The following is a 13,148-nucleotide window of genomic DNA, read 5'->3' on the forward strand; positions in this document are numbered from 1 at the left end:
TACTAAATCTATATTAAATCTTATTATTTTTTATTTTATTATTAATCATATGTTATTTTTCTTATTTCATTATAAATTATGATGTGTTATTTTTTATTTCCATTATTTATTTTTGCACATTATGCTTCATTTAAGTTTTTAATAAATGATTTTATCAATGATTCATCTTTTCTATTATCCTTTTCAACACCACTGGATAAATCTACACCATAAGGTTGCACATATTTAACGATTTCCTTAATATTATCGGGATTAAGACCTCCTGCAAGTATTATATTAAATTTTTTTGCTATTATTTTGCTTACCCTTAAATCGTGTGTAATTCCGCAACCTTTTCCAGTATCGAGAAGTATATTATCCACGATATTAATATATTTTTTTATTTCATTTATTAGATTTTCAGCATCTTTTTCAGGATTTGAACTTAACGAGGGAACTTTAAACGCTTTTGTTATATTGATATTATAACTATTTTTTAATTTAGCAATTTCATTTGCATCCATCTTTGAATGAATTTGTATATATTTTGTTCCAGTTTTTTCTATTATATCCTTCCACTCATTGTAATTATTTACAGTGGAAACAGCATAAACAGGGATATTTGCAATTTCCATTAATTCTTTCGCTTTTTCAAGAGAAATATTTCTTTTAGATTCGCTTTTAACAATTACCCCCGTGGCATTGGCATATTTCTCAACTACTTTTAACTCCTCTTTTGATTTGATACCGCATATTTTGATAAACATATAAATCCCTATTTATAATTCAACGCTATATCTACAAAATTCTTTATAATTTTTAATCCTTCGGAGCTCCGAAGGAGTGAAGAGCTACAAAATCCTTTGGATTGTAAATCTTCATTTTCCCATTCAGTTAATACACTTTCAGGATGGAATTGAACGCCTTCAATAGGTTTTGTTTTATGCCTTATGCCCATAATAATTTCTTCATTCGTATCAATTGTAACAGCGGATACTTCGAAATCCTTAGGAACTTCAAGAACTGCGAGGGAATGGTATCTTCCAACTTTCAATGGGTTTTTAATGCCTTTAAATATGGTTTTTCCATCATGCCTGATTAAACTTGATTTACCATGAACAGGAGGTATTCTGCCTACCTTTCCCCCAAATACATGAGCTATAATTTGATGACCTAAACAAACGCCCAATATTGGAACATCTACATTTTTTATAATTTCTGGGCAGTTTTCAACATCCCTTTTATTATTCGGAGCTCCGGGTCCAGGTGATATAATAATCCCATTTGGATTTATTTTTTTAATCTCTTCAAGAGTTATGGTGTTTGGAACAACCTTTATCTTATCGTAAATAGAGGCATATTCTGCCAAATTCCATACAAACGAATCCTTATTATCTATTATTAAAATCATATTCTCACCTTTTTAGGTTCCAACCGAAGCGAAGCGAAGTTGGATTTTGGAAATCATCATATCTTATAAATTTACTCATCAATATCATGCTCTACATCCAATGCACGCATAACAGCTGCCATTTTTCTCTCGGTTTCAATATATTCATTTTCTGGAACAGAATCTGCAACAATTCCAGCCCCTGCCCTTAATCTAATCTTATTATCTATTTCTGCCATTCTTATAGCTATTGCAGTATCTGCATGATTGCTAAGTGAGAAATACCCCACAGCTCCGCCATATACTTTTCTCCGTGATTTTTCAAGTTTATCTATTATTTCCATTGCCCTATATTTCGGAGCTCCGGTTAATGTTCCAGCAGGAAAAGCTGCCTCTAAGGCATCAAACATTGTAGCACTGTCTTTTAGTTCCCCTGTTACCTCACTTTCTATGTGCTGAACATGGCTGTATCTAACTATCTCAAAGAATCTGCTCAACTTAACAGTTCCAGATTTAGATACTTTTCTTACATCGTTTCTTGCTAAATCAACAAGCATCATATGTTCAGCCCGTTCCTTCTCATCATTAAGAAGTTTTTCTGCAAGTTCTTTTGTTTCTTCCTCGGTTTTTCCAACTTTTGTAGTGCCAGCAATTGGGTTTATTTTTAAAATATTGTTCTCAACTGATGCCATTGTTTCAGGGGAGGCACCTACAACATCCTTTCCAAATTCAAGTAAAAACATATATGGACTTGGGTTGAGCTCCCTTAAATTTCGATATATTTTAAATGCGGAATAATCGCTTTTTAATTGATATTCCCTTGATACTACAACTTGGAAGGCATCTCCACTATAAATATATTCTTTTGTTCTCTTTACCATATCCATGAAATCCTTTTTATCTGCATCGCATCCGATAATATTTGTTCCACCTTTTTCATCCACTATTTCATATTTCTTTGCCTTTTCAATAATCTTTTCGGCGTTTTTCATTTCTTCAATGGAATTATTCAACGAAAGGTAATAATATCTATTCAGTATATGGTCATAAACATAAACACTGTTGTAATATCCAAATACAGAAGGCTCTTCTATATCTCCGCCGATATAATTGTGAATCGTATCGTAGGCAAAATATCCCAAAAAACCTCCTGTAAATCTCTCATTTGAATCTATATTCATTATTTCTTTTTTATTTTTTATTTCAGATGCGAATATATCTTTCAATGCCTTAAATGGATTACTTTCCTTTGAAACTGTGCTATTATCTATTTTTGTATTATTTTTAATATTTACAACAAACTCTGGATTTGAAGATATATATGTATATCTCGCTTTTGAAGGATGTTTATCCCTTGATTCTAAAATAAAAGGATATTTTCCTTCCTCCCTCATAACACCATATAATTTCAATGGGTCGATATAATCAAACTTTTGCCTAAATAATTTCATATTATCCCATTTTTTACATTTAACTTATTTTTAGTGCCTACTTTTAATTTTATTTAGTTTAACCTACTTAATTTTATTTTTTTATTTTTTATTTTATTTTAAATTTTTATAATTTTATTATCTAATTTACATCTAATATAATATTTATTATCATCTATTATCTGTAATTTTGAATTTCTCTAAGTTTATTAAGCACGATTCCTTCATCGATGGCATTTTCTGCTATTTCGAGACCTTCTTTATAATCTGATGCTACATCTGATGCATAAAGAGCTCCAGCAGCGTTTAATAGTATAAAGTTTCTATCTCCATTAGTAATCTCTGAATTTCCTTTTTTTCCTTCGAAGACGCTTATTATTCTCTTGGCACTTTCATCTGGACTATTGCATGGAATAGGCTTTGAAGGGATTAGTCCAATATCGCTTGGGTGTATTTTATATATTTTATTTCCATCTTCCTTTTTATTGTCGTTTATTTCTAAAATTGTGGAATAATTATTTGGATTTAACTCATCTAAACCATTTCCATAAACTACAAGTGCTTTTTTAACACCAAGAAGTTTTAATGCATTCCCAACTTTTTCAACCAAATCATGAGAATTTACACCTATAATCTGGTAATCAGGGTTTGCAGGGTTTGCAAGGGGACCCAATATATTAAATATCGTTTTTATTCTCAATTCTTTTCTAACAGGCATTATTTTTTTCAATGCAGGATGGTATTTTGGAGCAAATAAAAATACAAAGTTTGTTTCATCAATCATCCTTTTAGCTTCATCAGGGGTAGAATCGATTTTAATATTCAATGCTTCTAAAACATTTGCAGAACCACTTTTTGAAGTAATGGAGACATTACCGTGTTTTGCAACCTTCTTAAAGCATGATAATAAGATAGATACAGCAGTGGAAACATTTATCGTAGAAGAACCGTCCCCTCCTGTTCCACAGGTATCACAAACACTTCCCAAATCTACCTTAACGGCGTTATCCCTCATGGCTCTTGCAAAACCAGCAATTTCTTCGGAAGTAAAGCCCTTAGTTTGAAGTGCTGCAAGATAAGCTCCTATTCTTATTTCACTTTCATTTAAAAGGTTATTGAATAACCTGTATGCTTCTTCATAGGTTAAATCATGTTTATCTACTATTTTATTTAATAAATCGCTCATAATTTCGCCTCCACAAATGATTTAACAAATTCCTCCATATTTTTTGCTTTCATAAAACTTGTTCCTATGAGTGCCGCATCGGCATACCTTAGAGCCAATCTTAAATCATCTATTGAACCAATACCGCTTTCACTGACAAATATTACATTCTTTGGAATTAAATCTGATAACTGTTCTGTAAGAGATACAGTTCCATCATCGAGCTCTAACTTTGAGATGTCCCTATTATTTACACCAATCATGGTGGTGTTTGTATCCTTTGCTATATCAATTTCTTCTTTATTATGGACTTCTACAAGAGTATCCAATCCATGTTCAAGGGCGTAATCTACGAATTCTGCTGTTTTATCTTTTAACAGTCGTGCTATTATTAATATTGCTCCACCTTCGGCTTCTGCTGTTTTTTCAATCTCATCCTTTGATGTGATAAAATCCTTCCTTAAAACAGGGAGCTCCGATGATGTACATATTTTTTTAAACATATCAAAGTTTCCATTAAAGTATTTTTTATCGGTAATATATGATATTCCCGCAGCTCCTGCATTTTCGTATATTTTAAGAATGTTTAATTCATCTCTTCCTTTGAGCATATCTCCATATTTAGGAGAATGGACTTTTATTTCTGCTATAATAGGATTTAGATTTTTATTTTTTGTTTTAATAATTGAATTGGTCATTCTCACAATACCACCCATAACTAAATTTATGTTTATTTTTTTGGATTTATAATTATTCTATTTATTAAATTATTTAGATTTATATCTATAATCATTAAATTAAAATATATAAGTTAATAATTATTGGATAATACTACGAATAACAGTATAGTTAATAATTAAAAACATTTAATATTTGCACTTAAAACTATTTAAAAAATTACCACCATCTCCAAGCTACATTGGAGTAGTTGTTAAAAAAAGTATCCATTTTATATATAGTTGATAGTCTTGTCCTATTGGATAATTCCATATTTGCACCTTATTTAACAATAAATACTATAAATACTATAAAAATTAATTAAAATAAAATATGACATTATAGTATATATATTTTTTTAATAATTTTTCTTTAAATATTTCCGCATGCATCATATATTTTTCCATTTATAATGGTATATATTGGAGCTCCTTTTACATGCCACCCCTCAAATGGAGTAAATTTAGCCTTAGATTTAAAGTTCTCACCTTTTATTGTATATTCTTTGTTCAAATCAATAATCGTTAGATTTGCCTTATTTCCTTCCCTTATCTCATTGTCAATATTAAATATTTTTGATGGATTTTCTGAAATCAACCTTATGGCATCAAATATATTAATTATTTTCTTATTTACTGAATTTAAGGTTAATGGAACAAGGGTTTCAATTCCAGGAATTCCAGAAGGGCAATTTTCCACAGATTTGATTTTCTCCTCATAGGTATGTGGTGCATGGTCTGTTGCTATTATATCTATTTTTTTATTTATTATTCCATTTATAAGTGCCTTATTATCTTCTTTTGTTCTAAGTGGTGGGTTAAATTTCCCCATTCCTTTTAATTCCTCAGCCATATCCATATTTAAAAATATATGATGTGGTGCAACCTCTACGGTAATTTTAACATTTTTAAATGTATTTTTTGCATTGGATATTAAATTTAGCCCCTCCTTCGTAGATATATGACAGAAATGGATATGTGGCGTTTTATTATTCAATTTATCGATTGCCTCTAAATTTTTTAGGACTTCTTTTATAGCTTCAATTTCGCTTTTTTTATCCCTTATCTTGCAGTGGTCAGTCCAACTGGTGAGCTCATATTTTTTCAGATTTTCAGCAATTATGTCCTTATGTTCAGCATGTATCGTAAATAGTTTATCTTGGTTTAAAATATCCTTCAATTTTGAATAGTTTTTTATAAATAAGTCTCCAACGGACTTTACCATGAAAATCTTATAGGATTTTGCATCTTTTATAGTTTCCATGTAGTTATTTTCGGTGATTCCAAAATTAAACTCGATATTTATTTTACTTTGTTTTTTTCCTTCATGATATTTTTTATAGAAGAGCTCCTTTGTTGTAGTCGGCGGGTTGCTATTTGGCATGTCTATGGCATAAGCCACACCACCGTTAATAGATGCTTCACTTCCACTTATAAAATCTTCCTTTTTAGGCTGTCCGTATCTAAAATGAACATGGGCATCAATAACCCCACCAATAACAATTTTTCCTTTTAAATCGATTTTTTGCCCGCTATTATAACTAATATTAATATTTTTACCTATTTTTTTAATTTTATCATCTTCTATTAAAATATCCCCTTCAATGATAGTATTATTTTTTATCATTTTACAGTTTTTTAATAGCAGCATTTTTTCACCGTATATTATTATTGTAAATCCTAAAATAAAAAGATTATTGTAAATAAAAATAAAATAAAAAAGTTAATAAAATAAAAAATTAAAATAAATAACCTCCAATAATATAACTTAATATAATTAAGATATGCCTAAAAAAAATGAAAAATATCTAAGTTTAACTATTTTAATTATTTATGTGCAAAATAACATATTATTTCATTACCCTTCTTTTCATCCACTCTTACAAATCCAAATCTCTCAAATTGGACGATTTCATCAATATTTACTGTATTAAAGTCCTTTTCTGCAAATCCATTATGTTCTTTTGCATTGGTATCAATTACCTTTGTTTTTACTGCATTACTTACTGGAATCCAATGTATGATTTTAGCCTTATTCTGTCTTGCTATTTTAAAATCATCACTGTGATATTTTGCATATATCGTGTTATCTTCAATTTTTTCTACGGTTATATTAAATAATTCCATTAATCTATACATTTTACCTATTTCTAAATCATCGGAGACATATATATTCCCATCAAATATGAGCTCCCTTGTTCCTAAGTCTTCTCTATCTGGGTGAGCTCTTAAATTTAAAACTCTATATTCTGCACCTTCTACTACAACCTTTTTTGGATTTTCCACAAAGAAAAACCTTTTTGCGTCTTTATCTATTATATCTTTATTGGCTGCATAGAGATTTTCCCATGAGAACTTAACATCAGCCTGCTTTATGCCTATTTCAGTCATTAATTTATATATTGCCTCTGGTTTTATGCCCCTCCTTTTTAGAGCTCTAAGGGTTCCCAATCTTGGGTCATCCCATCCATTGTATTTTCCCTCCAAAATACCTGCATGCATTTTTGAGGTGCTTAAAACGGGTCCTTCTATCTTTAAAATACCGTAGTGTATGTATTCTGGCATTTTCCATCCAAAGTAATCAAATACATACTTTTGCTTTTCTGTATTAACTATGTGGTCCTTTCCTCTCAATACATGAGTCATACTGAGTAAATGGTCATCTACTGGAACAGAGAAATTCATTAATGGATATACGCAGTATTTATCCCCAGTTCTTGGATGAAGTGTTTTTTCAATCCTAAATATTGGAAAATCTCTTATTGATGGGTTTTTATGGGCTATATCAGTTTTTAATCTAACTACTGTATTTTCGAGCTCGCCATTTAACATCTTATCCCAAAGTTCAAGGTTCCTTTCCACACCTAAATCCCTACATTGACATGCTTGACCATTTTCTCGGAGTTTCCTAAATTCCTCAGGGTCGCATGTGCAAACATAGGCATGTCCCATTTCAATTAATTTTCTCCCATATTCGTAATAAATTTTCATTCTATCGGATTGGATAACAACCTCATCTACTTTTACTCCGAGCCATTTTAAATCCTCTTTTATCATGTCATAGGCTTCTGGAAGAACTCTTTTTGGGTCTGTATCTTCAAGTCTTAAAATTAGTTTTCCATTGTATTTTTTTGAAAAGTAATCATTTAAAACCGCAGCTCTGGCATGTCCAAGATGTAGGGGTCCAGAAGGATTTGGTGCAAACCTCATTACAACAATATCTTTCACATTTTTTAATGCGAGCTCCTTTCTTTTTCTTGTAGTAGTTTTTGCCTCTAAAAATTCTGGTGCTATTTCTTCCAATTTTGCCTTTTGTTCTTCCAAAGTCATTGATTCAACTTCTTTTGCTATTTCCGCCACTATTTTGGAAACTTCTTTTGCTTTTACTCTTAAATCTGGATTTTCTGCCAATATTTTACCTATTACTGCCTTTGGATTTGCTTTTCCTTTGAATTTAATAGAATTTTGAAGAACATATTTTAGAATAGTATTTCTCAATGTTTCACCTTATTGATTTAAATTCTTAATAATATATACTTAACAATATAAAAATAATATGGATAGAATATTAAAAGTTATAAAAATAAAATTTTTTCATATTAATTTTTATCATTTCTATATATTCATTAGCTCCTGTTAAACTTAAACTTATATTATCATTAATTACAAAAAATTTTATATACTATATAGATATATAAAAATATTTATTTATATAAGGGGTGAAAAAAATGGAGTTATCAGATGGATTAAAATATCCTATGGAGGATACTGAATGGATTAAAAAAATCATTATAGGGGGTATATTAAACATAATCCCAATTGTAAATTTTATAAGTTTTGGCTATGCCTTGGAAACCATGGAATCCATCATCATTAATAAAAATCAAACTAATCTTCCTGAATGGGATGAATTTGGTTCTAAGTTCATAAAAGGTTTTATGGGAATAATAATATCAATAATATACTTAATTATACCAATAATAATTATGATAATTACGACATTTAGCTATGGACATAAGAGTACAGGATTGTTTGTAAGTGGAATATCAGTTTCTGGGATATTAATGATTATAATTGGATTTATACTCCCAATGGCTCTTGCAAATTATGTGGCTAAGGGTAGCTTTGGGGCTGCGTTTGAGTTGGGTGAAATAATTGGTAGAATAAAATCTGTTGTTAGCGAGTATATTGTTTGCTATGTTGTAATGATAGTGTTATATGTGGTGGCAGGATTTATATCTGCTATTCCAATAATAGGTTGGATAATCGGAGCAATTTTAGGATTTTATCTTCAATTAGTTTATGCCTATTACTTTGGAAATCTTTATACTAAGAGCTCCTATTAATTCTTCTTTTTATTTTTTGAAGAAATATTTAAAAATATAAATATTATTATATATTATTATTTATTTTATTATTTTTTTAATTTTATTTTTATCTTTTTATTTTTTAAAGTATTTGTATCCTGATGAAAGCAATGCTGCACCTACTGCACCAATATATTGTGAATATGGCGGAACAACAATTTTTTTACCGAGTATCTCACCCAATGCAAGCACCATACCTTTTAAAAGACTGCTTCCCCCAACAAGTATTACAGGGTCTCTTACATCCACTTCCTGCAATTGTTGTTCATAAATCTGTTCTGCAACAGAATGAGCTGCTGCTGCTGCTACATCCTTGGGGTCTGCACCGCCTGCAAGAGCTGTAACCAAATCCTGGATACCAAATACAATACAATAGCTGTTCATCATAACCTTTCTCCAATCCCCTTCTGCTGCTAAATCCCCGAGCTCCTGTATAGAAACATCCAATCTTCGTGCTGTAATTTCAAAGAACCTTCCACTTGCACCAGCACAGATACCTCCCATTGTAAAGTTATCAGGTATGGCATTGTTTAAAGATATGGCTTTGTTATCCATACCTCCAATATCAATTACGGTAGCTTCTCCTTCCTGTTTATTAGCCAAAAATGCTGCACCTTTTGAATTAACTGTTAATTCTTCCTGAACAAGGTCTGCCTTAAAATGCTCCCCAAGGGTATGTCTTCCATATCCTGTGGTTCCAATAGTTTCTATATCATCCATCTTTAAACCAGATTCTTTTAATGCATCATCAACAGCCTTTTGTGCCGATTCTATAACATCCTTTGTATATACCCATCCCTTTCCAATGATTTTGTTGTCCTGCATAATTATGGCTTTTGTTGTTGTAGAGCCACTATCAAGACCTAAACTTATACCTTCCTGTTTCTTTCTACCCAATAGTGATTTTCGCTCTACAATTGTAGCAAGGGCTTCCATTCTTGTTGATAATTCTGATGCCTTTGTTCTCTCTGTAAATGAATACATAACAACAGGCAAATCTGTATTTTTTTGTATTAACTTTCTTACCTCGTTTCTAACCAGAGCTCCCTCAGCACACCTAAAACATGTTGCTATAAAAACTGCCTCTGCATCGGTATTTCCCTCAATAACGGACATGGCTCTTGCAAACATGAGTTTTAAATTAGGGGATGCTACTTCAAATCCCATATGCTCATCAACTTTATTAATGTAATCTAAATCTACCTCTGGAAATACAATTTCCCCGCCTACATCCTTTGCTGCTTTTTCAATTTCGCTTTGAACTCCACTATATTCTGGACCGCATGTTAATTCAGCTATTTTTACTGTCATGATACCACCAATGAAATTAAAAATAAAATATTAAAATAATAAATAGAATAGGTATAAATAGATTAGATGTAATATATGCTCCTTATAATCACCATATAAACATAAATTATACTTCATATTATTATCTCTTAATATTTATTTCTTAATCTTGAATTATTAATTATTAATATTTTAAATATTATTTATAGATAATGCTTTTTATAAATAAATAAATTTTCATTTATATTAATTTATTATTATTAATATTTAGTTACTATTAATTATCTTAATCATTATCAATTAGTATTATCAGTATTCGTTAATATGCTAAATTAAGTTATTATATAAAAAATTAAATTAATGATATAAAATTTAAAAATATAAAAATGGATAGTATGGACAATGCTAAAAACATATTAAAATGCGAAATGTGCTTAAATACTAGTGAAACATCAAAAATAATAGAATATAATGGAAAAAATATATGTATTGAATGTTATTATTCTATAAAGTATCCACGGGACTTTAAAAAAATGAAAAAAGAAATTGAATATATCTTAAAAGATAAAACGGGCAAAAATAAAACTAATAGTTATGATAAAACTAATGATAAAAACCTTAATAAAAAATATAACTGTATATTGGCATTTTCTGGTGGAAAAGATAGTGTTGTGGCATTGTATTTACTTTTGAAAGATTTTAAGGTAAATCCTTTATGCATTACAGTTGATAACAAATATATGTCAAAAGGAGCTCTTAAAAATTGTTATAATATCACTCGATATTTAAATGTAGATTGGATAGTATTAAATAGGGACTATACAGAACTATTCAAAGATAGTATTTTAAGGGGGGAATCTCCGTGTAGAAGATGCTCTGAGCTCATAATGAGAGAGATTTGGAAGATGGCAAAAATGCTAAATATTGACAAAATAATTACTGGGCATGAGCTCCCATTTGGAACCTCTCCATTTAAGAATTTAAAGGATAGCATTACCATGATAAGATTACTCACAGGCTATAAATTAACCGACGATGATAGGTATAATATATTAAAGGAGCTCCCATGGAAAGACCCAGAATTAGGGGGATATACCACAAACTGTTTAGTGCTTGCACCAGCTTTGAGAGAATTCCATAAAAAACATGGTTTTAGTTTTGAATTCAATAGGGTTTGTGCAATGGTGAGATATGGGTTAATGGATAGAAAAAAAGCCATGGAAGTGCTAAAATGTCCTGATGTTCCTGATGAGATATATTCGGAGCTCCGAAGGAGAGGGCTTGATTTAAAATATTATGATAATGATAAAGATTAATAACGATTATAATAGCGATAGCAATATAATAAAATAAAATGGCAATAATAACGATAATGATAAAATAATGAAGTGATATTATGATAACACTTGAAATGAAAATACCTTCAAATGAAAATATCGTTAAAAGCTTAGAGGTTGATGATATAAAAAATGGGTTAATTATAAAAACAACATACAACAAAAACTTAAAAAATTTGGAATTACTCGTAAAAACAAACACAATAGGTTCATTAAAAAATATACTTGACGATTATTTTGTTAATTACAATATGGTAATGGATATTATTGAAATAAATGAAAAAAATGATAATAAAATAATAAAATAATTAATGAAATAAAAGAAATTAAAATTAAAATTAAAAAAAGAAAAAATAAAGGGGATATGGAGTGAAATTAAAAGATATATCGAGGTTAATAGAAAACTTTGATATGAGATATATAATAAGAGGACTTATTGATGGTTCTTTATCATCCCTTGGTGTTGTAATAGGAGCTAGTGGTGGAGATGTTTCTATAATAATTGCCGCAGGCATAGGGGGGGGTGTGGCTAATGGTATTTCCAATATACTCGGAGCATTAACAGCAGAAAGAGCAATTTTAGAGGGAATGAGGTCATCACAAGAGAAGGCTCTTTTAAAGGAAGAAGGCTCTTTAAAAACCACATTATTTTACAAAAAAGCACTTAATAAAACAGCAGTTAGCGGAATAGGCGATGGGGTGTCTACAACCTTTGGTTCAGTTATTCCAGTGATACCGTTCTTATTTTTAAGAAAGGATTTAGCAGTAATTACTGCAATTATTATAACATTGGCAATATTATTTGGACTTGGGGTATTTATAGGTAAAATATCTAAGGAGAATTTAGCAATATCTGGGCTTAAAATGGTATTGGGTGGATTAATAGTAGCATTGATTAGTTTTACAATTGAACACATGTTTAAGTGATAAAAGTGGTAAAAATATGAAATCCAAAGAATTACTTAAAAAACTAAAAGAAGATGCATCTAAATTCAGCATTCATGATTTAATGAATGTAAGGTTATTTTTGGAAAAGGATATGGAGTATTTGCCAAAGGAATATAAGGAATCATACCTTAAAGACCAAATTATATATTTTATAAATACATTGAAAGAATTGCGAAAAAAGAATGAAGAGGAATTGGAGGATTTTGAAATTGATGAAGATATATTAAATAAACTGTATAATCGAATAAATCAATTTAAAACAAACACTAAGGGAGAAGACTCATTTATCAAATTATCACATATTGTTACTCCTTATTTAATTTTTATTGCTAAAAAACCGCTTCATCCTATTGGAATGAGATTTCCCGGTGGAAAGCGTATCATTGAAAAAAACGGAATATATTACTGTCCTGTGAAAAATAGGCAAAAAAATGAATATTCATTATGTGAATTTTGTATATGTAAGGGAATTGAAGAGCTAAAAAATAATAATAAATAAGAATAATAAAAAATAATTAAAATGTAG

The 13,148-nt window shown here is 29.8% G+C and carries 13 protein-coding genes; 5 read left to right on the forward strand and 8 right to left on the reverse strand.

All coding sequences use genetic code 11. The annotated features are described in order from the left end of the window. Window positions 1-119: 119 nt before the first annotated feature. The 7 genes from METOK_RS05515 to METOK_RS05545 all read right to left on the reverse strand — a co-directional run bounded on the left by METOK_RS05515 (window position 120) and on the right by METOK_RS05545 (window position 8,178). Window positions 120-746 (reverse strand): phosphoribosylanthranilate isomerase, encoded by a 627-nt coding sequence (locus tag METOK_RS05515; RefSeq protein ID WP_013867233.1) that lies wholly within the window; start codon window positions 744-746, stop codon window positions 120-122. Between the two features lie 8 nt (window positions 747-754). Continuing rightward, complete coding sequence (locus tag METOK_RS05520) at window positions 755-1,390, reverse strand: aminodeoxychorismate/anthranilate synthase component II (protein ID WP_013867234.1); 636 nt, start codon at window positions 1,388-1,390, stop codon at window positions 755-757. Between the two features lie 71 nt (window positions 1,391-1,461). Next, entirely contained in the window at window positions 1,462-2,820 is a 1,359-nt protein-coding gene (locus METOK_RS05525; protein ID WP_013867235.1) for an anthranilate synthase component I, read from the reverse strand. 157 nt (window positions 2,821-2,977) lie between these two features. Further along, window positions 2,978-3,985 (reverse strand): anthranilate phosphoribosyltransferase, encoded by a 1,008-nt coding sequence (gene trpD / locus METOK_RS05530; protein ID WP_013867236.1) that lies wholly within the window; start codon window positions 3,983-3,985, stop codon window positions 2,978-2,980. After that, window positions 3,982-4,662, reverse strand: a complete 681-nt coding sequence (gene trpC / locus METOK_RS05535) for an indole-3-glycerol phosphate synthase TrpC (protein WP_048058063.1) — start codon at window positions 4,660-4,662, stop codon at window positions 3,982-3,984. The genes trpD and trpC overlap by 4 nt, the downstream gene beginning before the upstream one ends. Before the next feature lie 391 nt (window positions 4,663-5,053). Then, a complete protein-coding gene (pyrC, locus tag METOK_RS05540) occupies window positions 5,054-6,328 on the reverse strand; it encodes a dihydroorotase (RefSeq protein ID WP_048058064.1) in 1,275 nt (424 codons plus the stop codon). Between the two features lie 179 nt (window positions 6,329-6,507). Further along, complete coding sequence (locus METOK_RS05545) at window positions 6,508-8,178, reverse strand: glutamate--tRNA ligase (RefSeq protein WP_013867239.1); 1,671 nt, start codon at window positions 8,176-8,178, stop codon at window positions 6,508-6,510. A 230-nt stretch (window positions 8,179-8,408) separates the two neighbouring features. Here METOK_RS05545 and METOK_RS05550 point away from each other — a divergent pair, with 230 nt between their 5' ends. After that, window positions 8,409-9,026, forward strand: coding sequence for a DUF4013 domain-containing protein (locus METOK_RS05550; RefSeq protein ID WP_013867240.1), 618 nt, complete (start codon window positions 8,409-8,411; stop codon window positions 9,024-9,026). 96 nt (window positions 9,027-9,122) lie between these two features. Here METOK_RS05550 and METOK_RS05555 read toward each other — a convergent pair whose 3' ends face one another. Further along, window positions 9,123-10,358, reverse strand: a complete 1,236-nt coding sequence (locus METOK_RS05555) for a methanogenesis marker 15 protein (protein ID WP_013867241.1) — start codon at window positions 10,356-10,358, stop codon at window positions 9,123-9,125. 374 nt (window positions 10,359-10,732) lie between these two features. Here METOK_RS05555 and METOK_RS05560 point away from each other — a divergent pair, with 374 nt between their 5' ends. The 4 genes from METOK_RS05560 to METOK_RS05575 all read left to right on the forward strand — a co-directional run bounded on the left by METOK_RS05560 (window position 10,733) and on the right by METOK_RS05575 (window position 13,121). Then, entirely contained in the window at window positions 10,733-11,653 is a 921-nt protein-coding gene (locus METOK_RS05560) for a hypothetical protein (RefSeq protein WP_013867242.1), read from the forward strand. Between the two features lie 80 nt (window positions 11,654-11,733). After that, window positions 11,734-11,982 (forward strand): KEOPS complex subunit Pcc1, encoded by a 249-nt coding sequence (locus METOK_RS05565; protein ID WP_013867243.1) that lies wholly within the window; start codon window positions 11,734-11,736, stop codon window positions 11,980-11,982. Between the two features lie 61 nt (window positions 11,983-12,043). Further along, window positions 12,044-12,601 (forward strand): TIGR00267 family protein, encoded by a 558-nt coding sequence (locus tag METOK_RS05570; RefSeq protein ID WP_013867244.1) that lies wholly within the window; start codon window positions 12,044-12,046, stop codon window positions 12,599-12,601. Between the two features lie 16 nt (window positions 12,602-12,617). After that, complete coding sequence (locus tag METOK_RS05575) at window positions 12,618-13,121, forward strand: DUF2115 domain-containing protein (protein WP_013867245.1); 504 nt, start codon at window positions 12,618-12,620, stop codon at window positions 13,119-13,121. Window positions 13,122-13,148 lie beyond the last annotated feature (27 nt).

Source organism: Methanothermococcus okinawensis IH1, from assembly GCF_000179575.2.
Classification (GTDB): Archaea; AGJL01; Methanococci; order Methanococcales; family Methanococcaceae; genus Methanofervidicoccus; species Methanofervidicoccus okinawensis.